Annotated in this window: 16 protein-coding genes, 4 tRNA genes, 1 rRNA gene and 4 other annotated features; of the genes, 10 read left to right on the forward strand and 11 right to left on the reverse strand. The window is 59.6% G+C overall.

Annotated features, from left to right (window positions below; all coding sequences use genetic code 11):
- Positions 1–111 precede the first annotated feature (111 nt).
- Positions 112–906 carry an adenosylmethionine decarboxylase gene (gene speD, locus M6E97_RS28375; RefSeq protein ID WP_003085223.1) on the forward strand — a complete coding sequence of 265 codons (795 nt, stop codon included), beginning with the start codon at positions 112–114 and terminating at the stop codon, positions 904–906.
- 54 nt (positions 907–960) lie between these two features.
- On the opposite strand, the gene coq7 is transcribed toward speD, so the two are convergent.
- Both coq7 and M6E97_RS28385 read right to left on the reverse strand, forming a co-directional pair.
- Positions 961–1,608, reverse strand: a complete 648-nt coding sequence (gene coq7, locus M6E97_RS28380; RefSeq protein ID WP_003085224.1) for a 2-polyprenyl-3-methyl-6-methoxy-1,4-benzoquinone monooxygenase — start codon at positions 1,606–1,608, stop codon at positions 961–963.
- Between the two features lie 99 nt (positions 1,609–1,707).
- On the reverse strand, positions 1,708–2,046 hold the full coding sequence (locus M6E97_RS28385) for a histidine triad nucleotide-binding protein (RefSeq protein WP_003085225.1): 339 nt from the start codon (positions 2,044–2,046) through the stop codon (positions 1,708–1,710).
- Between the two features lie 78 nt (positions 2,047–2,124).
- On the opposite strand from M6E97_RS28385, the gene M6E97_RS28390 reads away from it, so the two are divergent.
- Positions 2,125–3,606: an AAA family ATPase gene (locus tag M6E97_RS28390; protein ID WP_003121853.1), complete on the forward strand. Its 1,482-nt coding sequence runs from the start codon at positions 2,125–2,127 to the stop codon at positions 3,604–3,606.
- A gap of 39 nt (positions 3,607–3,645) precedes the next feature.
- Here the strand turns inward: M6E97_RS28390 and M6E97_RS28395 are convergent, their stop codons facing one another.
- From M6E97_RS28395 to hemJ, 4 genes are all read right to left on the reverse strand, one after another.
- Positions 3,646–4,446, reverse strand: coding sequence for an SDR family NAD(P)-dependent oxidoreductase (locus M6E97_RS28395; protein WP_003085237.1), 801 nt, complete (start codon positions 4,444–4,446; stop codon positions 3,646–3,648).
- A gap of 60 nt (positions 4,447–4,506) precedes the next feature.
- Positions 4,507–5,589, reverse strand: coding sequence for a DUF805 domain-containing protein (locus M6E97_RS28400; protein WP_034005266.1), 1,083 nt, complete (start codon positions 5,587–5,589; stop codon positions 4,507–4,509).
- Positions 5,590–5,710: 121 nt separating this feature from the next.
- Positions 5,711–6,679 (reverse strand): NAD(P)H-dependent flavin oxidoreductase, encoded by a 969-nt coding sequence (locus tag M6E97_RS28405; protein ID WP_003085244.1) that lies wholly within the window; start codon positions 6,677–6,679, stop codon positions 5,711–5,713.
- A 16-nt stretch (positions 6,680–6,695) separates the two neighbouring features.
- On the reverse strand, positions 6,696–7,118 hold the full coding sequence (gene hemJ, locus M6E97_RS28410; RefSeq protein ID WP_003085245.1) for a protoporphyrinogen oxidase HemJ: 423 nt from the start codon (positions 7,116–7,118) through the stop codon (positions 6,696–6,698).
- Between the two features lie 290 nt (positions 7,119–7,408).
- Between hemJ and argC the strand changes: the two genes are divergently transcribed.
- The 4 genes from argC (at position 7,409) to erpA (ending at position 10,013) form a co-directional block, all read left to right on the forward strand.
- Positions 7,409–8,443 carry an N-acetyl-gamma-glutamyl-phosphate reductase gene (argC, locus tag M6E97_RS28415; protein WP_015502288.1) on the forward strand — a complete coding sequence of 345 codons (1,035 nt, stop codon included), beginning with the start codon at positions 7,409–7,411 and terminating at the stop codon, positions 8,441–8,443.
- A complete protein-coding gene (locus M6E97_RS28420; protein ID WP_003085249.1) occupies positions 8,443–9,162 on the forward strand; it encodes a DUF6776 family protein in 720 nt (239 codons plus the stop codon). The genes argC and M6E97_RS28420 overlap by 1 nt, the downstream gene beginning before the upstream one ends.
- A complete protein-coding gene (locus tag M6E97_RS28425) occupies positions 9,163–9,585 on the forward strand; it encodes a bactofilin family protein (protein WP_003120826.1) in 423 nt (140 codons plus the stop codon). It begins immediately after the preceding gene.
- 77 nt (positions 9,586–9,662) lie between these two features.
- On the forward strand, positions 9,663–10,013 hold the full coding sequence (gene erpA, locus M6E97_RS28430) for an iron-sulfur cluster insertion protein ErpA (protein WP_003085254.1): 351 nt from the start codon (positions 9,663–9,665) through the stop codon (positions 10,011–10,013).
- A 53-nt stretch (positions 10,014–10,066) separates the two neighbouring features.
- Here erpA and M6E97_RS28435 read toward each other — a convergent pair whose 3' ends face one another.
- A complete protein-coding gene (locus M6E97_RS28435; protein WP_033938495.1) occupies positions 10,067–11,158 on the reverse strand; it encodes an anhydro-N-acetylmuramic acid kinase in 1,092 nt (363 codons plus the stop codon).
- 2 nt (positions 11,159–11,160) lie between these two features.
- A complete protein-coding gene (locus M6E97_RS28440) occupies positions 11,161–12,600 on the reverse strand; it encodes a peptidoglycan DD-metalloendopeptidase family protein (RefSeq protein WP_023097169.1) in 1,440 nt (479 codons plus the stop codon).
- A 188-nt stretch (positions 12,601–12,788) separates the two neighbouring features.
- Here M6E97_RS28440 and tyrS point away from each other — a divergent pair, with 188 nt between their 5' ends.
- From tyrS to M6E97_RS28455, 3 genes are all read left to right on the forward strand, one after another.
- On the forward strand, positions 12,789–13,988 hold the full coding sequence (gene tyrS, locus M6E97_RS28445) for a tyrosine--tRNA ligase (RefSeq protein ID WP_003129242.1): 1,200 nt from the start codon (positions 12,789–12,791) through the stop codon (positions 13,986–13,988).
- Between the two features lie 2,601 nt (positions 13,989–16,589).
- Positions 16,590–16,710: a sequence feature (16S ribosomal RNA rRNA prediction is too short), on the forward strand.
- Between the two features lie 18 nt (positions 16,711–16,728).
- Positions 16,729–16,861, forward strand: a sequence feature (16S ribosomal RNA rRNA prediction is too short).
- Positions 16,862–16,938: 77 nt separating this feature from the next.
- Positions 16,939–17,015 (forward strand) — tRNA-Ile (locus tag M6E97_RS28450).
- 28 nt (positions 17,016–17,043) lie between these two features.
- Positions 17,044–17,119, forward strand: a tRNA-Ala gene (locus M6E97_RS28455).
- Between the two features lie 225 nt (positions 17,120–17,344).
- Positions 17,345–18,947, forward strand: a sequence feature (23S ribosomal RNA rRNA prediction is too short).
- Between the two features lie 2,412 nt (positions 18,948–21,359).
- Positions 21,360–21,861, reverse strand: a sequence feature (23S ribosomal RNA rRNA prediction is too short).
- Positions 21,862–22,100: 239 nt separating this feature from the next.
- Here M6E97_RS28455 and M6E97_RS28460 read toward each other — a convergent pair.
- The 3 genes from M6E97_RS28460 to M6E97_RS28470 all read right to left on the reverse strand — a co-directional run bounded on the left by M6E97_RS28460 (position 22,101) and on the right by M6E97_RS28470 (position 23,881).
- A tRNA-Ala gene (locus tag M6E97_RS28460) sits at positions 22,101–22,176 on the reverse strand.
- A gap of 28 nt (positions 22,177–22,204) precedes the next feature.
- Positions 22,205–22,281 (reverse strand) — tRNA-Ile (locus tag M6E97_RS28465).
- A gap of 64 nt (positions 22,282–22,345) precedes the next feature.
- Positions 22,346–23,881, reverse strand: a 16S ribosomal RNA gene (locus M6E97_RS28470).
- 671 nt (positions 23,882–24,552) lie between these two features.
- On the opposite strand from M6E97_RS28470, the gene M6E97_RS28475 reads away from it, so the two are divergent.
- Positions 24,553–25,782 (forward strand): exonuclease SbcCD subunit D C-terminal domain-containing protein, encoded by a 1,230-nt coding sequence (locus M6E97_RS28475; protein ID WP_034005834.1) that lies wholly within the window; start codon positions 24,553–24,555, stop codon positions 25,780–25,782.
- Positions 25,783–25,787: the final 5 nt, after the last annotated feature.

Consider the following 25,787-nt stretch of genomic DNA (forward strand, 5'->3'; position numbering starts at 1 on the left):
ATCGCCATCGCGAAGAGGTGTTAACCGTCCTACGCAGGTGCGTCGTTCGCATCTGACGGGCATGCCCCAACCCTGCGGCAGAGCCGCAAGCAACCGAGAGAGTTCCCCACGGTGAAAAGCAAACTCAAGCTCCACGGGTTCAACAACCTGACGAAGACCTTGAGCTTCAACATCTACGACATCTGCTACGCCGAGACGCCCGAAGACCTCCAGGCCTACGTGCAGTACATCGACGAAGAGTATGACGCGGAGCGTCTGACGCAGATTCTTACCGATGTTGTCGACATCATCGGCGCCAATATCCTGAACATCGCGCGTCAGGACTACGACCCTCAGGGCGCCAGCGTGACCATCCTGATCTCCGAGCAGCCGGTCACTCCGACCGACAGCCAGATCGAAGAGTCCCCGGGCCCGCTGCCGGACACCATCCTGGCGCACCTGGACAAGAGCCACATCACCGTGCATACCTACCCGGAAATCCATCCGGTGGACGGCATCGCGACCTTCCGCGTGGACATCGATGTGTCCACCTGCGGAGTGATCTCCCCGCTGAAGGCCCTGAACTACCTGATCCACCAGTTCGACTCGGACATCGTCACGGTCGACTATCGGGTCCGCGGCTTCACCCGCGACATCGAGGGGCGCAAGCATTTCATCGACCACGAGATCAACTCGATCCAGAACTATCTCTCCGACGACACGCGCGAGGCCTACCAGATGACCGACGTGAACGTGTACCAGGAGAACCTGTTCCACACCAAGATGCTGCTCAAGGACTTCGAACTGGAGAACTACCTGTTCGGCGACGCTACCCGGACGCTCTCGACGGAGCAGCGCGAGCAGGTCACGGAACGGCTCAAACACGAAATGCTGGAGATCTTCTACGCGCGCAACATGCCGCGCTGATCGCACACGAGAAAGAAAAAGCCCGCTTCGAGCGGGCTTTTTCATGCATGCGATTCAGATGCGGTAGGTGCTCTTGGTCATCACCTTCGCCAGCAGGCTCATGCCCAGCTTCACCGGTGCCGGGAAGCGCAGGCCGCCGGCGGCCAGGGCGTTGCTCGAATGCTGTTCCTCGTCGATACGCATCTGCTCGAGGATGGCACGGGATTTCCGATCCTCCTGGGGAATCTGCGCCAGGTGTTCGTCCAGATGCTTGCACACCTGGTCTTCGGTGGCGGCGACGAAGCCCAGGCTGACCCGGTCGCTGACTAGCCCGGCGGCGGCACCGACGCCGAAGGACAGGCCGTAGAAGATCGGATTGAGCACGCTGGGACGGCTGCCCAACTGGCGGATGCGTTGCTCGCACCAGGCCAGGTGGTCGATCTCCTCCTCGGCGGCTTCCTCCATCGCCTCGCGGACCTCGGGCAGCTTGGCGGTCAGCGACTGGCCCTGGTACAGCGCCTGGGCGCAGACCTCGCCGGTGTGGTTGATGCGCATCAGGCCGGCGATATGGCGGGTGTCTTCCTCGCTCAGTTCGCCATCGGGTTCCACGATGGCCGGCGACGGTCGCGCCGGCTGGCCGCTGAACGGCAGCAGGGTGCGCAGGGCGGAGTCGGCCTGCAGCAGGAAACGGTCGATGGGCGAATAGTGGCGGTCGGCGGACATGGCGCACCTCCGGAAACGAAAGATCGCACCAGTTTACCGGAAGTGCGCTGATAGCAGGATGTTGCGGACGGGCTGCGATGTCGCAGCGCCAGCAGGGACTCAGCCCGGCGGCCAGTGCATCTGGCGTTGACCCAGCACGTGCATGTGGATGTGGTGCACGGTCTGCCCGCCAAGGTCGTTGCAGTTCATCACCACACGGAAGCCTTCCTCGCAGCCCTGCTCCCGGGCCAGGCGCTGGGCGGTGAAGAGGATATGGCCTGCCAGCGGCCGGTCTGCCTCGGTCAGGTGCTCGAGGGTGGGAATGTGCCTTTTCGGGATGACCAGGAAGTGCACCGGCGCCTGCGGGCCGATATCGTGAAACGCGACAACTTCCTCGTCTTCGTAGAACTTGCGCGCGGGAACTTCCCCCGCCACGATCTTGCAGAACAGACAGTCCATGGGCGATTCCTCCGGCCTCGGGTGCTTTCCCGAGTGTAGCGGTGCCCGTCGCGACCGCCCAAGCGTGAAGGAGCCGCAGTGAAGAACGACATACACGACCTCGGCCTGGTCCTGGATTCCCGGGTCAAGCTGATCCTGATCGAGTCCTGGGACGAGCCGAAGGTGATGGAAACCCTCACCGGCCTGGCGGTCAGGCGCGGCCTTGGCCTGTATGCCTGGTCGGTGACCGAGGGCGTGCAGCGCCTGGGCTTCGGCGGCGAGCCGCTGGGCGGGGAGGAGAGCCGCGACCCGGTCGCGGCGTTGCGCTTGATCAAGCACGATCAGCAGGCGAATCTCTACGTGCTCTGCGACCTGCATCCTTTCCTTGGCGACAGCCCGACCCTGGTGCGCCTGCTCAAGGAAATCGCCATGGCCGAAGGCAATCATCGACCGACCGTGGTGCTGGTGTCCCATGCGCTGAAGCTGCCGGCCGAAGTGCAGCGCTTCGCCGCGCGGTTCTCGCTGTCCCTGCCCAGCGAGGACGAACTGCTCGGCATCGTCCGCGAGGAAGCGACGCGCTGGAGCGAGCGCAACCGTGGTGCCCGCGTGCGCACCGACAACCGCACCCTGCAGCAGGTGGTGAAGAACCTGCGTGGGCTCAGCCATGCCGAGGCGCGGCTGCTGGCGCGCAACGTGATCTGCAACGATGGGGCGATCACCCAGGAGGACCTGCCCGAGCTGAACCGCACCAAGTTCCAGCTACTCGACCTGGAGGGCGTGCTGAGCTTCGAGTACGACACCGCGCGCTTCGCCGAGGTCGGCGGGCTTGCCGCGCTCAAGCGCTGGCTCGGCGAGCGTCAGTCGGCGTTCCTCGCCGGCAAGCCTGGCGACCAGCCGAAGGGCATGATGCTGGTCGGCGTGCAGGGCGCCGGCAAGAGCCTGGCGGCCAAGGCGGTGGCCGGCCTCTGGGGCTTGCCGTTGCTGCGTCTGGATTTCGCCTGTCTCTACAACAAGTACTTCGGCGAAACCGAGCGCAACCTGCGCGAGGCGCTGCGCCTGGCCGAACAGATGGCTCCCTGCGTGCTGTGGATGGATGAAGTGGAGAAGGGCATTTCTGGCGGCGACCAGGACAACGGCGTCAGTCAGCGCGTGCTGGGTACCCTGCTGACCTGGATGGCCGAGCGCGAGGCGCCGGTCTTCATGGTCGCCACCGCGAACGCTATCGACCGCCTGCCGCCCGAACTGATCCGCAAGGGACGCTTCGACGAATTGTTCTTCGTCGACCTGCCGACGCCGGAGGTTCGCGCCGAGATCTTCCGCATCCACCTGCAACGCCGCGAGCTGGAGCCGGCACAGTTCGACCTCCTTCTGCTGGCGGCTGCCAGCGAGGGTTTCAGCGGGGCGGAGATCGAGCAGGCGGTGGTGGCGGCACTGTACGCCGGGCAGGCGCGACAGCAGGCGGTGGATCAGGAGCTGTTGCTCAGGGAGCTGTCGCGAACCTCGCCGCTGTCGGTGCTGATGGCGGAAAAGCTCGCCGCGCTGCGGACCTGGGCCAAGGGGCGGGCGGTGCCGGCAGACTGAGCCGACGGCTAACCTCGTTGCCCTGCGAGGAGAGGCCGATCAACCCCGTGGGACGGAGGGTACCGCCGAGGCGTTGATCCGCGCGGCGAGTCGGCGCACCAGCCAGCGTGGCGCCAGGCGTGGGCTCAGCGCCAGCAGGCGATTGCGCCAACCGGGGACGATCAGGGCGCGGTTCTTGTCCAGCCCGCGCAGGGCCAGCAGCGCGACTTCCTCCGGGGTCATCATCAGCTTGCTCCGGTCGAGCCTGCCGAGCCGCATCCCGGCTTCCCGGAAGAATGCCGTACGGGTTGGCCCAGGGCACAGCACCGAGACCTTGACGCCGCGCCCTTTCAGTTCTTCCCGCAAGCCTTCCGAGAAGTGCAGGACGTAGGCCTTGCTGGCGTAGTAGTTGCTCATCCAGGCGCCGGGCTGGAAGGCGGCCACCGAGGCGATATTGAGTATCTGGCCACCGCCCTGCGCCGCCATGCGGGCGCCGAGGGAGTGGCAAAGGCGGGCCAGGGCCAGGATGTTGAGTTCGATCAGCTCCTGTTCCCGCGCCCATTCCTGGTCGATGAAGGGGCCGGAGGTACCGATCCCGGCATTGTTAACCAGCAGGTCGATCTGTCGTTCGCCCTGTTCCAGTTCGTGCAACAACCCTGACAGTTGCAGCGGCTCGGAAAGATCGCAGGTGCGGAACAGCACTTCCACGCCGAAACGCTGCGCCAGCTCATAGGCGATGCTCTCCAGCGCGTCGCGCTGGCGCGCCACCAGGATCAGGGCGCGACCGCGCCGGGCCAGGGCTTCGGCTAGGGCCAGGCCGATACCGCTGGAAGCGCCGGTGATCAGGGCATAACGGGGCATTCGAGACTTCTCCGAAACGGACGGGGAATTGGACCCCGCCCGTCGCGAGGGGTTGCGTGGCTACTGTTGGTCGTCGTCTTCCATGGCCTCTGCCGCCGCCGTGGCGGCTTCATCGGCTTCGGCCGCCGCTGCGGCGGCCTGCTCGTCCGTGGTGTACGGGTCGGCTGGAGCGCTGGCGCCGCCGTCATAGTTCGCGCGCTCCAGGTAACCCTGGTAGGACGGCAGGGCGATGGCGGCGATGATACCGACTATCGGCAGCAGGATGATCAGACTGGCCAGGACTTTCACCCCGGTGCTGTTCGCCGGCGGCGGCGGACCGTAGCGGTTGGCGCCGGTGCTGCCGGGCAGGACCAGCATCAGGATGCCGAACACGCTGCCGACGAAGGGGACGAAGTTGAGCAGCCAGAGCCAGCCCGACCAGCCGAGGTCATGCAGGCGCTGCACGCCGATCATCACGGCAATGACGATGAAGGCGATCGAGGCCAGGGCGGTGACGGCCACGCCGACGGTTTCGCCGAGCAGGAAGCCCAGGCCCATGATGACGAGGAAGCACAGCGTCATCGCCATCGACCAGCCGAGATAGCGCAGGCGTCCGATCCGGCCGTTGGTGGTGAACACGTTCAGCTCGCCGAACTCGGGGAGGGCTTCGCCGACCTGGGCGCTGGGTGGTGTGTAGGGAGACGCGCCCGCGCCCGCGGCCGCGGAGGCCGCAGGCGCGGCGTTTTCGCCGAGCTGCGCCTGGCGCGCCAGGTACTTCTCGATGATGATGCCGCAAGCCGAACATTCCGCTCCGCTGGGCTGTTCATGGCCGCATTTCGGGCAGGTCATGGGAGGCAGGTCTTGCGCTGGGGTTTCCTCCGCGACCTGGGGGTTGTGATCGGGCGTTTCCACCAGGCTCAGGCTGGCCGCCAGGTCGACTTCCTTGTAGGCCTTGGCGCCGGCCTGGCGCAGGGCGGTCAGGTAACGCTCCGCCTCGGCCTCTGGAAGTTCGCGTTTCAGCACCACCGGGCGACCGCCGAAGAGGGCGTCGATCTTGCCCGGTTCGCTCTTGAACAGGCGGGCGAGATTGTCCTTCACGGTTTCGAGCGATGCGTCGGGCATCAGCTCGCCGGAGAAGACGATCTTGAAGCGTTGGTCGGTCATGCAGGCATCCTTGTCAGCTGGGGTGAGAGAAATGCAGCCGACAGCCTAATCGGCGGCCTTGGCGCCCACAAGCGCGAGATGAGAACTCCCGCACAAGCCGGGGCGCCGTGACCCGGCGGTTTCAGCGCGGCCAGCGGTTGGCCAGGCTATCCATGTTCCGCAGGGCGTCTCGATATTCCCGGTCGAGGCGGGCGACCAACTCGTCGACGCCGGGCAAGTCGTCTATGTTGCCCGCGCCCTGGCCGGCGGACCACACGGTCTTCCAGGCCTTGGCCTCGTCGTTCACCGGCTTGAGTTTCTCGCCGTAGTTCATGTCTGCCTTGTCGGTCAGGCGCTTCAGATCGTAGCCGGCGGCCTCCAGGCTTTGCCGCATGAAGCTGGCCGGTACGCCGGACACCGCCGGGGTGTGCACGATGTCGGCGGCGCGTGCCTCCAGGATCATCTGCTTGTAGGCGTCGGAGGCATTGCTCTCGCGGGTGGCGATGAAGCGGGTGCCGAGATAGGCCAGGTCGGCGCCGAGCATCTGTGCGGCGAGAATCTCGTGGCCGTGGTTGATGCAGCCGGCCAGCAGCAGAGTCTTGTCGAAGAACTGGCGGATTTCCGCGACCAGCGCGAAAGGGCTCCAGGTCCCGGCGTGCCCGCCCGCGCCGGCCGCCACCGCGATCAGACCGTCGACCCCGGCCTCGGCGGCCTTTTCGGCGTGGCGGCGGGTGGTGACGTCGTGGAATACCAGGCCGCCGTAGCTATGCACAGCGTCTACCACTTCGCGCACTGCGCCGAGGCTGGTGATGACGATCGGTACGCGGTGCTCGACGCAGATCCGCAGGTCGGCCTGCAACCGCGGATTGGTGTTGTGGACGATCAGGTTCACCGCATAGGGCGCGGGATTGTCCAGCGCCTGCAGGCCGGCCCCGATTTCCTCCAGCCAACCCTCGAAGCCGCTGCTCTCGCGCTGGTTGAGCGCCGGGAAGCTGCCGACGATGCCGCTGCGGCAGCAGGCCAGCACCAACTGCGGGTTGGATACCAGGAACATCGGCGCGGCCACCATCGGCAGTCGCAGGCGTTGGTCGAGCAGGGCGGGCAAGGACATGGACAGGACTCCTGGGTCAGAAAGGTTTGAGCACCACCAGTAGGACGATCAGCAGCAGGAACAGTACAGGCACTTCGTTGAACCAGCGGTAGAACACATGGCTACGCCCCGGCTCGCCGCGGGCGAAGCGCTTGAGCATGGCGCCGCAGGCGTGGTGGTAGCCGATCAGCAGGACCACCAGAGTCAGCTTGGCGTGCAGCCAGCCTTGGCTCAGCCAGCCGGGGGTGAGATAGAGCATCCAGAGGCCAAGGACCAGGGTGGCGAGCATCGAGGGCATCATGATCCCCCGGTAGAGCTTGCGCTCCATGACGCAGAAGCGTTCCCGGCTGGTCTGGTCCTCGCTCATGGCGTGGTAGACGAACAGGCGCGGCAGGTAGAACAGGCCGGCGAACCAGCAGACCACGGCGATGATATGGAAGGCTTTGAGCCACAGGTACATCAGGACATCCTCTTGATCACGGTGCCCCGATAGTAGAGGGATGGCTGGAACGCGTCACCCTGGCGGCTTGCCGCTGTCTGATTTGCCGGCAGATATGGCCGCATAACAGGTAGGAACATTCGGATAGGGCCTCGCAGCAATTTCTGCCCGACGACCCCGCGGGCTAGACTGCCGACCGAAGGGCCGAACCGGTCGCAAAGCCGGACGCCCAGCGCTGTTCATGCCGGCGCTCGGCTCTTATCATTGGCCTCTTTTGGCTAGCTTGCCTCAGCGCGCGGAGTGATGGACAGATGATCAAGGTCGGCATCGTTGGCGGTACGGGTTATACGGGCGTGGAACTGCTGCGCCTGCTGGCGCAGCATCCGCAGGCCCGGGTGGAAGTGATCACTTCGCGTTCCGAGGCGGGGGTGAAGGTCGCCGACATGTACCCGAACCTGCGAGGTCATTATGACGACCTGCAGTTCAGCGTGCCGGACGTGCAGCGCCTCGGCGCCTGCGACGTGGTGTTCTTCGCCACGCCGCACGGCGTGGCGCACGCGCTGGCTGGCGAACTGCTGGACGCCGGGACCCGGGTCATCGATCTGTCCGCTGACTTCCGCCTGGCGGACGCCGAGGAGTGGGCGCGCTGGTACGGCCAGCCGCATGGCGCTCCGGCGCTGCTCGACGAGGCTGTCTACGGCCTGCCGGAAGTGAACCGCGAGAAGATCCGCCAGGCCCGCCTGATCGCCGTGCCGGGTTGCTACCCGACCGCGACCCAACTGGGCCTGATCCCGCTGCTGGAGGCCGGCCTGGCCGACGCCTCGCGGCTGATCGCCGATTGCAAGTCCGGGGTCAGCGGCGCCGGTCGGGGTGCCAAGGTTGGCTCGCTGTTCTGCGAGGCGGGCGAAAGCATGATGGCCTACGCGGTCAAGGGGCATCGGCATCTCCCGGAAATCAGCCAGGGCCTGCGTCGGGCCTCCGGCGGCGAGGTCGGGCTGACGTTCGTACCGCACCTGACGCCAATGATCCGCGGTATCCATGCAACCCTTTATGCCCATGTCGCGGATCGCTCGGTCGACCTCCAGGCGTTGTTCGAGAAGCGCTACGCCGACGAACCCTTCGTCGACGTGATGCCGGCCGGCAGCCATCCGGAGACCCGCAGCGTGCGTGGCGCCAATGTCTGCCGAATCGCCGTGCATCGCCCCCAGGGCGGCGACCTGGTGGTGGTGCTGTCGGTGATCGACAACCTGGTCAAGGGCGCCTCGGGTCAGGCGCTCCAGAACATGAACATCCTGTTCGGGCTGGACGAGCGCCTGGGCCTCTCGCATGCGGCCCTGCTCCCCTGATGTCCGGCTGGGAACTCCAGTTCCGTGATCCACGGCGGGCCTGGCTGGTCCGCCTCGGGGTGGGGGCGCTGCTGCTGGCGGTTCCGCTGGCGTTTCTCGGCGGTCGCTGGTCGACCGGGGCGGACGCCGCTCGTAGCGAGGCCGATGCGCAACGCCAGGAAACCCTGATCGGCGAGCAGAAGGCCGAGCTGGAGCGCCTGCGTACCGAAATCGAGGTGTTGCGCAGCGGAGAACGCCTCAGCCAGCAGGCCACCGAACAGAGCCGGCAGACCATCAAGCTGCTTGAGGACCAGGTGTTCAAGCAGCAACAGGACATCGCGTTCTACAAGGGGGTAGTCGCGCCGGCCAGCAAGGCGGATGCGCTGGAAATCCGTGCCTTTGAGGTGCAGGGCACGGACGACCCGCAGCGCTTCCGCTATAAGGTGATGCTCAGCCGCCTGGGCAGGGACGACCGCAAGCTGGATGGGCGGCTGAAAGTCCGCATCAGCGGCAAGCTGGCGCGCAAGGACGCTACCTACGACCTCGAACAGCTCTCGCCGGAACTGGGCAAGACAGGGCTGTCGATTTCCCTCCGGCATTTCCAGTCGATCCCAGAAGGGGGGCGTTTCGCCGAGCTGGAGCTGCCGAAGAACTTCATCCCGAAGCTGATCGACGTACGTGCGGAGCTGAATGGCCAGTCCAAACCGCTACAGCGCCGTTTCGATTGGCCGAAGCAGTGAGTGAGCATTATGTGGAGCAAGAACAAAGGCCGGGCCGACGTCCAGCGTTTCACCGGGCAGACCAGCCTGATCGCCAGCGGCGCCGAACTGGTCGGTGACATGAACCTCAAGGGCGCGGTGCAGATCGACGGCACCGTCCGCGGAGCGTTGCAGGCGCACGAAGGGCTGGTGCGGGTCAGCGCCGGCGGTCGAGTCGATGGCGAAATCCGGGCCCCCCATGTGATCATCGACGGTCAGGTGGATGGCGACATCCATGCCATCGAACGCCTGGAGCTGGGGGCCCAGGCCCGGGTGAAGGGCAATCTTCACTATGGGCTGATCGAAACCGCCATGGGGGCCCAGATCGAGGGCCGCCTGTGCCCGATGACCGAGGCCAGTCCGCGCCCGCTGGAACTGCCTGCCAGCGTGGAAACTGTGGATTAGTTGACCATTTTTCTGGGACAAGAGGATAATGGGCGTAATGTTGTAACGCACGGCCTCAAGCCGGGAGATTCGGAAACATGAGCATCGAGACCTTCACCCCTACGCCCCTGCTCTTTACCCCAGGCGCAGCCAACAAGGTGAAGACGTTGATTGACGAAGAGGGCAATCCTCGCCTGAAACTGCGTGTATTCGTCACCGGCGGCGGTTGCTCGGGCTTCCAGTATGGCTTCACCTTCGACGAAGATATCGCCGATGACGATACCGTGATCGAGCGCGATGGCGTGGGCCTGGTGGTGGACCCGATGAGCTTCCAGTACCTGGCGGGTTCGGAAGTCGACTACCAGGAAGGCCTGGAAGGTTCGAGGTTCGTCATCAAGAACCCGAACGCCGCCACGACTTGCGGTTGCGGACAGTCGTTCTCGATCTGACGTCGATGGGGTCGCTACGAAAACGCCGCGCTTATATACGCGGCGTTTTCGTTTCAGGCGGGATACAGCGCGCCCAGAGTTCTGGGACCGAGCGCACCGGTCACATCAGGGCAGTTGCCGGGCAGGCGCTCGAGAAACCGATGGGCTAGCCAGGCGAATGCCATGCCCTCCATCCAGGCAGGGGGAATGCCGTATTCGTCGGTACTGGCGACCCGAGCTTCGGGCATCAGTATGGCCAGGCGCTTCATCAGCGCCGTATTGAAGGCGCCGCCGCCGCATACCAGCACCTCTTCGCAGTCCGGCTGGGCGTCCAGCAGCGATTCGCTGATGCTGCGCGCGCTCAGTTCCAGCAGGGTTGCCTGGATATCCGCTGCCGGCAAGGCAGGGTGACGAGCCAGGTGCTCCTGCAGCCAGGGCAGGTTGAAGCGCTCGCGCCCGGTGCTCTTGGGGCCACGCGCGGCGAAGAACTCATCCGCCAGCAGGCTTGCCAGCAGTGCGTGGTTCATCTGGCCGCTGGCGGCCCACGCACCGTCCCGGTCGAAATGTTCGCCGCGCTGGTGATGAATCCAGGCGTCCATCAGCACGTTGCCCGGGCCGCAGTCGAAGCCGCGTACCGGCTTTCCGGGGCTGAGCAGCGAAACGTTGCTGAAGCCACCGATGTTCAGGACCGCCCTGGAGGCGTCATCATCGCCAAACAGCGCCTGATGGAAGGCCGGTACCAGCGGGGCGCCCTGGCCGCCGGCTGCGACGTCGCGGCGGCGGAAGTCGGCGACGACATCGATGCCGGTCAGCTCCGCCAGCAGGGCGGGGTTGCCGATCTGCACCGTGAAGTGGCGAGCGGGTTCATGCCGGATGGTTTGACCATGACTGCCGATGGCACGGACTTCGTCGGGGCTCATCTGCTGCTGGAGCAGCAGTTCGCGCACGCCCTGTGCTGCAAGGGCGACCCAGCGTTGCTCGACTTCGGCGGCGCGGGCGATTTCATCGGGACCGGGGACGCACAGGGCGAGGATGTCTTCGCGCAGCCCGGCCGGCATGGGTAGGTAATGGGAAGCGAGCAAGGTGGTGCGATCACCTTGCTCGATCAGGACGATGTCCATGCCGTCCAGGCTGGTTCCGGACATCAACCCCAGGTAGCGCGGCACGATCAGCGCTGCTTGTTCAGGGCCAGGAGGGTTTTCTTCTCCTGATCCATGCGCGCGATCATCGGCTGGGTCTGCGCCATGAAGCGCTTGCGATCTGCGCCACCGAGCGGGTCCGCCATGGGCAGCTTGGCACTCAGCGGATCGACGTGACGGCCATTGATCTGGAATTCGTAGTGCAGGTGTGGGCCGGTGGCCAGGCCCGTCATGCCCACGTAACCGATGATCTGGCCCTGCTTCACGCTGGTACCGGCGCGGATACCCTTGGCGAAGCGGCTCATGTGTCCGTAGATGGTCCGATAGCGCTGGCCGTGCTGGATCACCACGGCGTTGCCGTAGCCCCCCTTGCGTCCGGCTTCGAGGATCTTGCCGTCTCCGGTGGCCTTGATCGGTGTGCCGATGGGGGCAGCGTAGTCGACGCCCTTGTGCGCGCGGATCTTGTTCAGGATCGGGTGGCGGCGGCCCAGGGAGAAGCGCGAGCTGATGCGGGCGAAATCCACCGGCGTACGGATGAATGCCTTGCGCATGCTGGAGCCGTCGGCGCGGTAGTAGCTGGTATTGCCCTGCTTGTTGGTATAGCGCACGGCGGTGTAGGTCTTGCCACGGTTGACGAAGCGGGCGGCGAGGATATTGCCGGTCGCCACTTGCTTGCCGTTGACCTTGTGCTGTTCGTAGATCACGTCGAACTCGTCGCCTTCACGCAGATCGAGGGCGAAGTCGATGTCGTAGCCGAAGATGTTCGACAGCGACGTGACCAGGTTATAGGGCAGGCCGGCGTTACGACCGGCAACGAACAGCGAGCTGGTGATGCGGCCATGGGCATAGGCGGTATGCAGGTCGATCTGGGCCTTCTCGCGTTTGAAGGAGTAGCCCTTGTCGGTCTTGTCCAGGCCGATGGTCTCGAGTTCGCTCTGCTTGACTCGCAGCGCCTGCAGCTCTCCTTTGGGGTCGAGCTTGAGCTTGACCTCCTGGCCGACCTTCAGATGGGTGAAGCGCTTGGCATCCTTGCTGCTGGTCAGCATGTCGTGCATGGCCGAGGTGGAAAGGCCTGCCTTGGTGAATACGGTCGAAAGCGTATCGCCACTGGCGACGGTGATGGTCTTCCACTCGGGATCGACGGGCTTGGTGTCGGCATCGGCTACAGATGCGCCCGGCTTGTCCGAGTCTTGCTCGGCGGTGTTGTCGTCGGAGGCGCCTTCTACCTGAGCGAAAGGCGTGCCTTCGTCGTTGGAATTGGTGACCGATTGCGGCAGGAGGTCGTCTTTCTCCTGAAGGAGGCGATCGGTGTTGCTTTCAAGCTCCAGATTGAGCGTGGTCCTCTTGGCCTCGACTTCGCTCGAGGGGAACACCAGTAGTGCCAAACTGAGGAGCGCTGCAACACCGCTGGCGGCCAACAAGTGGCTTTTCGGGTAATACGGCGGCGCTTTCTGATCGGATTGCGTCATGGCGTGATTGGTGTTTTTGGATTGTGAATAAATAACTGCCTAAAATATAACCAAAATCTCCTTGAATCAAGCCAAAAGTCGCGTCTGGCCTGGCTCCGTCCCCCTGACGGTCGGCAAAATTTGTTTTTAGTCTGCGATCTTGTATGGTTGGTTCCCTTTCGATTTTGGCAATTGGGCAGAACCTGTAAATGAAGTCGGTTGAAGAGCAGCTGGCGCTGATCCAGCGCGGTGCAGACGAGATCCTGGTAGAGGCGGAACTGGTGGCCAAGCTGAAGCGTGGCCAGCCCTTGCGGATCAAGGCCGGCTTCGACCCGACCGCTCCCGATCTGCATCTTGGCCATACCGTGCTTATTAATAAGCTGCGCCAGTTCCAGGACCTGGGGCATCAGGTGATCTTCCTCATCGGTGACTTCACTGGGATGATCGGTGACCCCAGTGGGAAAAGTGTTACCCGTCCTCCCCTGACGCGCGAGCAGGTTCTGGAGAATGCGGAGACGTACAAGTCCCAGGTCTTCAAGATCCTCGACCCGGCCAAGACCGAAGTAGCCTTCAATTCCACCTGGATGGACCAGCTGACCCCGGCTGACTTCATTCGTCTTGCCTCTCAGTACACCGTTGCGCGCATGCTGGAGCGCGATGACTTTAGCAAGCGCTATGCCAGCAATCAGCCCATCGCTATCCATGAGTTCCTCTATCCGCTGGTCCAGGGCTATGACTCCGTCGCGCTGAAGGCGGACGTCGAGTTGGGTGGCACCGACCAGAAGTTCAACCTGCTGATGGGGCGCGAGCTGCAGCGCGCCTATGGTCAGGAGGCCCAGGTGATCCTGACCATGCCGTTGCTGGAAGGGCTGGATGGCGTGAAGAAGATGTCCAAGTCGCTGGGCAACTATATTGGTATCCAGGAAGCGCCGGGTGTCATGTACAGCAAGCTGGTCTCCATTCCTGACACGCTGATGTGGCGTTACTTCGAACTGCTCAGCTTCCGTTCCCTGGATGAGATCGATAGCTTCCGCAAGGACGTCGAGGCGGGCGCCAACCCGCGCGACATCAAGATCAAGCTGGCCGAGGAGATCGTCGCCCGCTTCCATGGCGAGGAGGCGGCGGCGAGCGCACACAAGTCGGCCGGCAATCGCTTGAAGGAGGGCGAGCTGCCGGAAGACCTGCCGGAGATCGAGCTGTCGTCCCCCGAGGATATGCCCGTTGCCTCTGTCCTTAATAAGGCGGGGTTGGTGAAGAATGCGGCGGCGGCTCGCGATCTCCTGGGTGCCGGCAGCGTCAAGGTGGATGGGCAGGTCGTCGACCGCGCCTTCATGCTGGCGCTGGGTGAGACCCGTGTGTTCCAGGCAGGGAAGAAGGCTTTCGCGCGCATCACGCTGAAAGCTGAATAGTTCTTTCAAATAAGTGTTGACGCCAGTTTCTATCTCCCTATAATGCGCACCACTCCCGGCGACGACGAAGAGTAAATGCTTGAAAATCAAGGATTTACGGATTCTCTCCGAGGGGTGGTGAAGCGCTCCGGCAGGTTGTTCGCTGCAGCGGTTCGGTCCCAAAAGGGATTCGAAACGAAGCTTCATCGAGGTGCTTGACAGCGAGTTTGAACGCTGTAGAATGCGCCTCCCGCTGATCGGAAGATGGTTTGAAGGTCGGCGCAAGCGGTTGAGTAGAAAAGAAAATTTTCGAAAATAACGCTTGACGGAACGAGAGGTTGCTGTAGAATGCGCGGCCTCGGTTGAGACGAAAGCCTTGACCAACTGCTCTTTAACAAGTCGAATCAAGCAATTCGTGTGGGTGCGATATGGCTTGTGGATTTAATACTAGGGTGATCGGCAGATTAATCAAACAACCGTTGTAAGTATTCAACTCGGTGAAATTCGTCGAGAAGTTTTTGTTATCTTCTCTTTTTTTTAAGGGAATTCGCGAATTGCTGGAGCCAACAGTATTTTTGGGTTTTAATCCTAACAAATCCCATGCAGTCTAGGGGACAACCTGAAGAGTTGTGATCAGAGGACTCGTATTGAACGCTGGCGGTCCAAGCCTAACACATGAGCAAGTCGAGCGGATGATAGGTAGCTTGCTCTGGATTCAGCTCGGCGGAGACGGGTGAGTATGGCCTATGTCAATATCCTATGTACGGGGGTGAGGGGTTGACGTTCCGGACACTGCGCGCTACTTACGTTCCCAGTCAGCGCATCCTGAGTCCAGTGGAGGGAGCAACATGTCAGTGGGATTCTTACGGATCGCGATCACTCCTACCGGCGTGTGGCCCTAGATCGGGATCTGCAGCTAGTTGATGGTCGGTGGGTTAAAGGCCCAGGTACACGACGTGCCGAAACGGATTGCGGCGCGTTAACGGCCGTGACCGCCGCCTGAATGGCATTAGTCCCGCAGTTTCGACGATCGGGGAACAGCGTGGAGACACAAAAGGGCGCGTGTGCTATGCCAGACACTCCGCGTCCCCGGTATCGCAGCAGTGGCGGGCAATAGATTGTTGGGAACATAGGCGATAAGCCTGATCCAGCCCTGAAGGTGCGGTTCGTCCCCGGGCGTAGGCGTTGTCGGTGTGAAAATGGTCCTCGCAGGGAATTCGATAGAAGCCCTTTTTTTTAAGTGTGTGTGAGGTAAGGGGGGCAGCTAGTTAGTACCATCGGTGGTTTGTTGCGGTTTCTGGGGACGTTGCTACCGTAAAGCGACTGCAAGCACAAGTTCTCCGTCGACACTGGTCGTGCCATCGCGCTTATGCCGCGGTATATAACGAGGTGTTCTGAGCGTTTTTAAATCGGAATTAACTGGGCGGTTAAAGCGCCGCGTTAGGTGGTTGGCTTGGCTGCGCTATGGCAGAGTTGGCCATAGTGTGAAATCCCCGGTGCTCATAATGCCTTGGGAACATGGCCTCCAAACTAACTGGGAGCTACAGCGTTACGGTATAGGTGGTGGGGCATTTCCCTGTTATTGTGAATCGGTGATCAATGCGTAGGTATACTCAGGTTCTCAGTTGAACCACCCTATATGGGCGAAGACAGCGCCCAACTCTGGACTGATACTGACATCTGAGAGAGGTGCAAAGCTGTGATAGAATCAAGACTCGGATCAGAACGAAAACTGAGATTATACCGGCTAGTAGGCACCCCCAGCGCAGTAGACGACCACGAGATGTCCGACGTAAAGCCCTTGTGATCTCTTGAGATCTTAGTGCTGGAGCGCTGCTAACTACGCTCGCGATAGGTCGTGCTAGCCTCGGCTCGGGCGTTGCGGGCTCCGGGTGTGTACTGGTGATTGGCTGGTGCGGCCGAGCGCTAGTGCATTTTTGCATCAACTCGATCTGATGATTTGTGATCGTGAAGGTCAAGCCCCAGCGACCGCACGTCTGAGTGGAGCGCCTATGTGGTTTGCATCTCTTCGAAGGCATACGCGAAGAACCTTACCTGTCCTTGAACGCGTTCGGCCTGTGAGGAAATTTCGCAGAGATGGGCGGATTGGGTGTGGCCCTTTCGTGGGCATGTCTCCGCAAGACACGACAGGGAGGCGGCGTGCCGGTGGGTCTTGTTGTCTCAGCTTCGTGTCTGTGTAAGATGGTTGGGTTAAGGTCTCCCCGGAACCGCCGTCGCAAAACCCTTTGGCTGTCACGCTTTGTCTAGTTACCCTCTTCCGGCTGGCCGAGCACCTTCTGGGTGGGCACGCTATCCTAAGAGACTGCCCTTCGTTGACAAGGGATACGGACGACGTCGAGTTAGAGTTGAGTGAAGCGTGAGCCTGTCGTCCACATGGCTCTCATCGAATGTTACTTGTGGGCCGCGACGCATTTGTCAGCGGGTAGATCATACGGGCAGGGGCTGTGCGTAGTTTGGCCTAACCGATCAGACGGCTCTTCTGGCTACAATGTGTGATCGGGGATATCTAGAAGACGTTTGGCCCGCAGTACCCGAGGGACGTTGAGTCTGCATCTCCTCACGGCATAAAAGCTCCGGATCGTTTAGTCGCCTTCCGAACTAAGGCGATGCTTGACCTGCCACACTATCCGACGCCTTGCGTGCGTTCGGATCGCAGTCTGCAACTCGACTGCGTGAAGTCGGAATCGCTAGTAATCGTGAATCAGAATGTCACGGTGAATACGTTCCCGGGCCTTGTACACACCGCCCGTCACACCATGGGAGTGGGTTGCTCCAGAAGTAGCTAGTCTAACCGCAAGGGGGACGGTTACCACGGAGTGATTCATGACTGGGGTGAAGTCGTAACAAGGTAGCCGTAGGGGAACCTGCGGCTGGATCACCTCCTTAATCGAAGATCTCAGCTTCTTCATAAGCTCCCACACGAATTGCTTGATTCACTGGTTAGACGATTGGGTCTGTAGCTCAGTTGGTTAGAGCGCACCCCTGATAAGGGTGAGGTCGGCAGTTCGAATCTGCCCAGACCCACCAATTGTTGGTGTGCTGCGTGATCCGATACGGGGCCATAGCTCAGCTGGGAGAGCGCCTGCTTTGCACGCAGGAGGTCAGGAGTTCGATCCTCCTTGGCTCCACCATCCAAACAATCGTCGAAAGCTCAGAAATGAATGTTCGTGAATGAACATTGATTTCTGGTCTTTGCACCAGAACTGTTCTTTAAAAATTCGGGTATGTGATAGAAGTAAGACTGAATGATCTCTTTCACTGGTGATCATTCAAGTCAAGGTAAAATTTGCGAGTTCAAGCGCGAATTTTCGGCGAATGTCGTCTTCACAGTATAACCAGATTGCTTGGGGTTATATGGTCAAGTGAAGAAGCGCATACGGTGGATGCCTTGGCAGTCAGAGGCGATGAAAGACGGACGTGGTACCGTGCGCGTAAAGCTTCGGGAGCCTACGGGCGCAATACGAGACTTTGTCGTCTCGTAGATCTCGTGTGAAATGGGGGAACCCGCTCGTATGGATACCGTCGGGTTTCCTTGTACTGAATCCATAGGTGCAAGAGGCGAACCAGGGGAACTGAAACATCTAAGTACCCTGAGGAAAAGAAATCAACCGAGATTCCCTTAGTAGTGGCGAGCGAACGGGGATTAGCCCTTAAGCTTCATTGATTTTAGCGGAACGCTCTGGAAAGTGCGGCCATAGTGGGTGATAGCCCCGTACGCGAAAGGATCTTTGAAGTGAAATCGAGTAGGACGGAGCACGAGACAGCTTATGTCGAACCGGGGGGGGGACCACCTCACAGGGTGTCTAATGACTACCTCGGCGTGCCCCTGGAGCCGTGATCGTTGCCACCAGTACGCTGGGTGGTGAGGGAAAGTTCACCGCCAGAATATGACAACCCCGGGAGAGGGGAGGGTGGAAAGAATAGCAACCCATGAGTGCCAGTATCGCGTACAAGGCGATAGTGTGGAGCCGCCTACTTCGAGTTTAGTTGGACTGGCGTATGCCTTTTGTATATTTTGGGTCGCGACTTTATCTTTCCTGGGCGAAGCCTTAATCCGTATAGGTAGCGTTGTTAGGTGACTGCGTACCTTTTGTATAATGGGTCAGCGACTTATATTCAGTGGCAAGCTTAACCGTATAGGGTAGGCGTAGCGAAAGCGAGTCTTAATAGGGCGTTTAGTCGCTGGGTATAGACCCGAAACCGGGCGATCTATCCATGAGCAGGTTGAAGGTTAGGTAACACTGACTGGAGGACCGAACCCACTCCCGTTGAAAAGGTAGGGGATGACTTGTGGATCGGAGTGAAAGGCTAATCAAGCTCGGAGATAGCTGGTTCTCCTCGAAAGCTATTTAGGTAGCGCCTCATGTATCACTCTGGGGGGTAGAGCACTGTTTCGGCTAGGGGGTCATCCCGACTTACCAAACCGATGCAAACTCCGAATACCCAGAAGTGCCGAGCATGGGAGACACACGGCGGGTGCTAACGTCCGTCGTGAAAAGGGAAACAACCCAGACCGCCAGCTAAGGTCCCAAAGTTGTGGTTAAGTGGTAAACGATGTGGGAAGGCTTAGACAGCTAGGAGGTTGGCTTAGAAGCAGCCACCCTTTAAAGAAAGCGTAATAGCTCACTAGTCGAGTCGGCCTGCGCGGAAGATGTAACGGGGCTCAAACCACACACCGAAGCTGCGGGTGTCACGTAAGTGACGCGGTAGAGGAGCGTTCTGTAAGCCTGTGAAGGTGAGTTGAGAAGCTTGCTGGAGGTATCAGAAGTGCGAATGCTGACATGAGTAACGACAATGGGTGTGAAAAACACCCACGCCGAAAGACCAAGGGTTCCTGCGCAACGTTAATCGACGCAGGTCGTATTTGTTTTCTTTTTGTTTAGATCGTTTCCTATAGGCCAACGAGTCATGGAAAAGCGCGTAGTGCGATGGGAAAACGCCGGTTAATTACTTCGCTGTATGCTGATGCTGGATGTACTGTGCGACGGGAGGACCGATGCGAGAATCTAGGCCGATGCTTGCGTTGTTCGTGTGTACCCATAAGTTTAAGGTGGAGTAAGGTGCTGAAAGTATTCCTTCAGGTGTGAGCATACCGGGGTTTATCAAGGCCGAGGCTGGATTGGAAACGAGTCGTCCCTTTTTTATGTCTGACGAGTGGTTTGATGCCATGCTTTCCCACGAAAAGCTTATCCTTAAGGCCTTCCGAGGTCACCAGGAACCTGTATCCCCTCAAACCGTACACAGGGGGTGCTACCAGGGTTAGAAGGAATACCCGGCGCTTCAGAGAGAACTCGGTGACGTGAACTGGATGGCATAATACGGAGCCACCCTCTACGTCGACCTTCCGTCGTGAGAAAGGGAAGTGGGTCGTGGGGGGGGGGCGGCCGGCCGGAGTCTAAGCGGGGTTTGAAGGGCGGGACGGCCTGGTTTAGCATCATTTTGCGGCAAGACTAGATATAGCGTTCGACACGAAACCAAACTGGAGGGAAGGAGGGAGAACAGAGGAAAGAAAGAATTAACTACACTGAACGATATAAAATCCTTGCCATGGCTGCGGTTGCAGATTGACGCATCTCATCCGTCAGCCAGCGCAGGGCTGGCTTTTGTACTGCATTAGCTTCCCCAACGACAGTTCGTAACTGACTGAGGGCGTGCCCACCTAGGGCAGATGGAATTATCTTGCAGCGTACGATTTTTCTCGGTCGACGCAGCCGAGGTTTCTCGTCAGAAGCGGAGATTGCCGCTTAGGTATCCTCTTAGCCCTAGATCCCCTCATCCCCTGTTGTCAGGTTTGGTGGGTACGGTCTTCCTGGTATCACCTGGAGTCTTAGAAGCTTTTACTTAGGAAGCAACAGGGCAATCGAACACACCGTTCGTCATCTAAAAGGACGACTTCGTCATCAGGCGTCTTATCCCTGGGTGCCTTGACATACGACCCGGATATTACCTAAGATTTTCGCAGCCTACCGGCACCTTAAGACTCTATGTTACACACGTCGAAGGCAGGTCCCCAAGGTGCATCGAGCTCAGAGCCTTAGTAACTCCCGTCCCCATGAGAGAAGTGCGCATTCCCCACTCTCAGCAAGGATAACCGACGTACCGGTTTGGCTGAATTATTTATTTCCTGTTTCCCATCGCATCCTTTTGACCGGCTACCCCGCTTCTCACATCCTCTGCCTTAGTGAGCCGTGACTAACCCTGCGTCTATTACCGTTGCTGCAAGAAACCCATTGGTCTTTTCTGGGTGCGTGGGTGTTCTCTTTTTTTCTTACACCCTTCTGTCTCCGCTGTGTACTCTCGGCATTTGTTTGGTGTCAGTCATCTTCCGCACTAGTACTGACTATGCCAATCCAGCACAGCCATTACGCTCCACTTCAACCTTTCCACGCGCATAGCTTACAGCACGCTCCCTCTCACCTGGCGCTCACTTACACGTTTGCACACCGCAGCCTTCGTGGTATCTTGTGTGGGTCTTTGAGCCGCCGTTAGGCGATGCTTATCCCGCAAGCGCGGACGGGCCGACACTACAACTAGGCGAGGGCGATGACGCTTTCCTGTTAAAGGGTGGCTGCATTCTGAAGGACCAAGCCCATCCTCAGCTGTCGTAAGCCTGCCCACATACGTGTTTTAACCACTGTACAGGTCCGCGGACAGACTTTGACCTGTAGGCTGGGCGGTCGGGTTGTTTTGCCCGTTTCCACGACGGACGTTTGAGTCACGGTGCCGCCGTGGGGGATTGCTGGCGCCGCCATAGCGCGCCAGAAACTGCCGGATGCGTCTCGTGGGCTTATTCCGGTAGTGTCGCATCGTGTTGTGCGTAAGTCTCGTGGGATGGACTCTGTAGGCGCCTAGTCCCGTTAACATGGGCTCTACCCCCCACTTAAGTTGTGCTACCTAGGTCGCGTCACGGCTTCAAGATAGTCTTCGGATGAGGTATACCGTGCTATTACATCCCGAGCTTGATTAGTACTTGCCACTCAATGTGATGCCTTCCGATCCCATCAAAAGCCTCCGCATCTCCCAGTGACCCTTTTTTCAGAACACGGGTAGTGGGGTTTTCGTGGGCGGGTCCCCTCCCGTTCCAGTGGTGTACGCATAAGACCTTCACCCTTGCTCCCTGCGGGGAATGTGTGTGTATCCCGCCCCGCGGCCGTTTTCGGGTCTATACCCACGCACGCGTCAACACGTCCCTCACTGTGATCAGTGATCTGCCGTTTCTCCGCTTACCGCCTAGCCCCTAATACGGTTCAAGGCTTGCCCACTGATGTGTGTAATATATGAAAGACGGTTAAGCTTGCCACTGAATATAAGTCGCTGACCCATTATACAAAAGGTACGCAGTCACCTAACAAGTAGGCTCCCACTGCTTGTACGCATACGGTTTCAGGTTCTATTTCACTCCCCTCTCCGGGGTTCTTTTCGCCTTTCCCTCACGGTACTGGTTCACTATCGGTCAGTCAGTAGTATTTAGCCTTGGAGGATGGTCCCCCCATGTTCAGACAAAGTTTCTCGTGCTCCGTCCTACTCGATTTCACTTCAAAGATCCTTTCGCGTACGGGGCTATCACCCACTATGGCCGCACTTTCCAGAGCGTTCCGCTAAAATCAATGAAGCTTAAGGGCTAATCCCCGTTCGCTCGCCACTACTAAGGGAATCTCGGTTGATTTCTTTTCCTCAGGGTACTTAGATGTTTCAGTTCCCCTGGTTCGCCTCTTGCACCTATGGATTCAGTACAAGATACCTAGGTTATCCTAGGTGGGTTCCCCCATTCAGAGATCTCCGGATCAAAGTCTGTTTGCCGACTCCCCGAAGCTTTTCGCAGGCTACCACGTCTTTCATCGCCTCTGACTGCCAAGGCATCCACCGTATGCGCTTCTTCACTTGACCATATAACCCCAAGCAATCTGGTTATACTGTGAAGACGACATTCGCCGAAAATTCGCGCTTGAACTCGCAAATTTTACCTTGACTTGAATGATCACCAGTGAAAGAGATCATTCAGTCTTACTTCTATCACATACCCGAATTTTTAAAGAACAGTTCTGGTGCAAAGACCAGAAATCAATGTTCATTCACGAACATTCATTTCTGAGCTTTCGACGATTGTTTGGATGGTGGAGCCAAGGAGGATCGAACTCCTGACCTCCTGCGTGCAAAGCAGGCGCTCTCCCAGCTGAGCTATGGCCCCGTATCGGATCACGCAGCACACCAACAATTGGTGGGTCTGGGCAGATTCGAACTGCCGACCTCACCCTTATCAGGGGTGCGCTCTAACCAACTGAGCTACAGACCCAATCGTCTAACCAGTGAATCAAGCAATTCGTGTGGGAGCTTATGAAGAAGCTGAGATCTTCGATTAAGGAGGTGATCCAGCCGCAGGTTCCCCTACGGCTACCTTGTTACGACTTCACCCCAGTCATGAATCACTCCGTGGTAACCGTCCCCCTTGCGGTTAGACTAGCTACTTCTGGAGCAACCCACTCCCATGGTGTGACGGGCGGTGTGTACAAGGCCCGGGAACGTATTCACCGTGACATTCTGATTCACGATTACTAGCGATTCCGACTTCACGCAGTCGAGTTGCAGACTGCGATCCGGACTACGATCGGTTTTATGGGATTAGCTCCACCTCGCGGCTTGGCAACCCTTTGTACCGACCATTGTAGCACGTGTGTAGCCCTGGCCGTAAGGGCCATGATGACTTGACGTCATCCCCACCTTCCTCCGGTTTGTCACCGGCAGTCTCCTTAGAGTGCCCACCCGAGGTGCTGGTAACTAAGGACAAGGGTTGCGCTCGTTACGGGACTTAACCCAACATCTCACGACACGAGCTGACGACAGCCATGCAGCACCTGTGTCTGAGTTCCCGAAGGCACCAATCCATCTCTGGAAAGTTCTCAGCATGTCAAGGCCAGGTAAGGTTCTTCGCGTTGCTTCGAATTAAACCACATGCTCCACCGCTTGTGCGGGCCCCCGTCAATTCATTTGAGTTTTAACCTTGCGGCCGTACTCCCCAGGCGGTCGACTTATCGCGTTAGCTGCGCCACTAAGATCTCAAGGATCCCAACGGCTAGTCGACATCGTTTACGGCGTGGACTACCAGGGTATCTAATCCTGTTTGCTCCCCACGCTTTCGCACCTCAGTGTCAGTATCAGTCCAGGTGGTCGCCTTCGCCACTGGTGTTCCTTCCTATATCTACGCATTTCACCGCTACACAGGAAATTCCACCACCCTCTACCGTACTCTAGCTCAGTAGTTTTGGATGCAGTTCCCAGGTTGAGCCCGGGGATTTCACATCCAACTTGCTGAACCACCTACGCGCGCTTTACGCCCAGTAATTCCGATTAACGCTTGCACCCTTCGTATTACCGCGGCTGCTGGCACGAAGTTAGCCGGTGCTTATTCTGTTGGTAACGTCAAAACAGCAAGGTATTAACTTACTGCCCTTCCTCCCAACTTAAAGTGCTTTACAATCCGAAGACCTTCTTCACACACGCGGCATGGCTGGATCAGGCTTTCGCCCATTGTCCAATATTCCCCACTGCTGCCTCCCGTAGGAGTCTGGACCGTGTCTCAGTTCCAGTGTGACTGATCATCCTCTCAGACCAGTTACGGATCGTCGCCTTGGTAGGCCTTTACCCCACCAACTAGCTAATCCGACCTAGGCTCATCTGATAGCGTGAGGTCCGAAGATCCCCCACTTTCTCCCTCAGGACGTATGCGGTATTAGCGCCCGTTTCCGGACGTTATCCCCCACTACCAGGCAGATTCCTAGGCATTACTCACCCGTCCGCCGCTGAATCCAGGAGCAAGCTCCCTTCATCCGCTCGACTTGCATGTGTTAGGCCTGCCGCCAGCGTTCAATCTGAGCCATGATCAAACTCTTCAGTTCAATACTGCTTGGGTTTTGATAAAACCCTAAACTTGGCTCAGCAATCGCATTCTCTTAAAAAGAGATAAAACTCTCGAATTCACGAGTGTTACTTGCGTTGCTGATAATCTTGCGATCACCAGTCTTACATCACAAGCACCCACACGAATTGCTTGATTCGACTTGTTAAAGAGCAGTTGGTCAAGGCTTTCGTCTCAACCGAGGCCGCGCATTCTACAGCAACCTCTCGTTCCGTCAAGCGTTATTTTCGAAAATTTTCTTTTCTACTCAACCGCTTGCGCCGACCTTCAAACTATCTTCCGATCAGCGGGAGGCGCATTCTACAGCGTTCAAATTCGCTGTCAAGCACCTCGGTGAAGCTTCGTTTCGATCCCCTTTCGGGACCGAACCGCTGCGGCGAACAACCTGCCGGAGCGCTTCACCACTCCTGGGAGAGAATCCGTAAATCCTTGATTTTCAAGCATTTACTCTTCGTCGTCGCCGGGAGTGGTGCGCATTATAGGGAGATAGAAACTGGCGTCAACACTTATTTGAAACTTTTTAACCCAAAGGTCAGGAAGCCCAGAGGACGCCCCATTCCTCCTTTATAGGCTGGCTTGCCCCGCCCTCTCCTTCTGTTGCCTCATATAAGGAATGCGAGCCACGGCTCCGCCGCTTTCGACGAGTGTTCCATGCACCTCATACATACCTCCGACTGGCACCTGGGTCAGACCCTGCACGGCCAGGACCGCGATCATGAACACGCGCGCTTCCTCGACTGGCTGCTGCGCCAGCTGGAAGAGCAGCGCGCCGATGTCCTGCTGATCGCGGGCGATATCTTCGACACGATCAATCCACCGCTCAAAGCCCAGGAGCGCCTCTACGACTTCATCGTCAGCGCCCATCGACGGCTGCCGCGGCTGGAGATCGTGATGATCGCAGGCAACCACGACTCCGGCGCGCGCATCGAACTGCCCGCTCCGCTGATGAAACGACTGAACGCCCATGCCATCGGCCGAATCGGCTGGATAGACGAAAGCCTCGATAGCGATCGCCTGCTGCTGCCCCTGCACGACGCGGATGGCCAGGTCGCCGCCTGGTGCCTGGCCCTGCCCTTCCTGCGTCCCGCCGAAGTCACCGGAGGCGGGCTCGGCGACGATTACCTGGCCGGTATCCGCCAGGTGCACGAACGCCTGGTTGCCGCCGCGCAAGCCTGTCGCAAGCCGGGACAGGCACTGGTCGCCGTCAGCCACGCACACATGGCCGGCGGCGCGGTTTCCGAAGACTCCGAGCGAAACCTGATCATCGGCAACGTCGAAGCGCTGCCCGCCAGCCTGTTTCCGGAGCAGATCGCCTACGTAGCCCTCGGTCATCTGCACAAGCCACAGAAAGTCGCCGGACAGGAGCGCATTCGCTATAGCGGCTCGCCGCTGCCGCTGTCCTTCGCCGAAGTGAACTATCGCCACCAGGTCCTCCTCGTCACCCTGGAAGGTGAGCGCCTGAAGGATGTGCAGAGTCTCCCGGTGCCACGCGCGGTGGAACTGTTGCGCATCGGCCCCGCGCCTCTTGGCGAGGTGCTCGATCGAATCGGCGAACTGGCCGAGGCCGACCTGCTGAACGAACAGCGGCCCTGGCTGGAGGTCCGCGTCATGCTGGATCAGCCGCAACCAGACCTGCGCCAGCAGGTCGAGAGCGCCTTGCAGGACAAGGCTTGCCGCCTGGTGCGCATCGCCAGCGAATACCAGCGCCGCGACGAAGAACAGGCGCCGCTGCTTGGGCTCGACCAACTCAACCCCCAGGAACTGTTCAGCCGCGCCTGGGAAAGCGCCTATGGCTCCGGCCCGGATGCGCAGGCGTTGGATGACTTCGCCAGCCTGCTGCAAAGCGTCGAACTGGCCACTGAAGAGCCCCCGGGGAAATAAGCCGC

It is taken from the genome of Pseudomonas sp. B111, from assembly GCF_026428275.1.
Taxonomy (GTDB): domain Bacteria; phylum Pseudomonadota; class Gammaproteobacteria; order Pseudomonadales; family Pseudomonadaceae; genus Pseudomonas; species Pseudomonas aeruginosa.